General features: G+C 66.8%; 1 protein-coding gene. It reads right to left on the bottom strand.

What is annotated here, in order from left to right:
• Positions 1–207 (bottom strand): hypothetical protein (locus EN850_RS36955; protein WP_210238084.1); only part of this gene is annotated, 207 nt, incomplete at its 3' end.
• Positions 208–307: the final 100 nt, after the last annotated feature.

The following is a 307-nucleotide window of genomic DNA, read 5'->3' as shown; positions in this document are numbered from 1 at the left end:
CATCTGGATCGGGATCAGCAGCATCCGTTTCGACCTGACCCTCCAGCAGCACGTCGAGCGCCGGCGGTAGAGATGGCTCAGCCGCCTGCTGTACGTGGTGCTGCTCGGTACCGGCATCACTGCCGTGTTCTTCGTGACCAAGCTGGCCGCCAGCAACCACATCGCGCGGATGTGCGACTCGGTGGCCAGCGAACCGGCCAGCCGCATCCACAGGTCCGCCGAATGCCAGCGCCTGTACCAGCACCGCGCGGCGTACCGGCAGCGCCTGGAATCAGCCGGGGCTGAGTTCGACTGAACGCGCTCCACC

The organism is Mesorhizobium sp. M8A.F.Ca.ET.207.01.1.1 (assembly GCF_004794715.1).
Classification (GTDB): Bacteria; Pseudomonadota; Alphaproteobacteria; order Rhizobiales; family Rhizobiaceae; genus Mesorhizobium.
The sequence above is the reverse complement of the archived record's forward strand: the minus strand, read 5'-3'. Positions and strand labels throughout refer to the sequence as shown.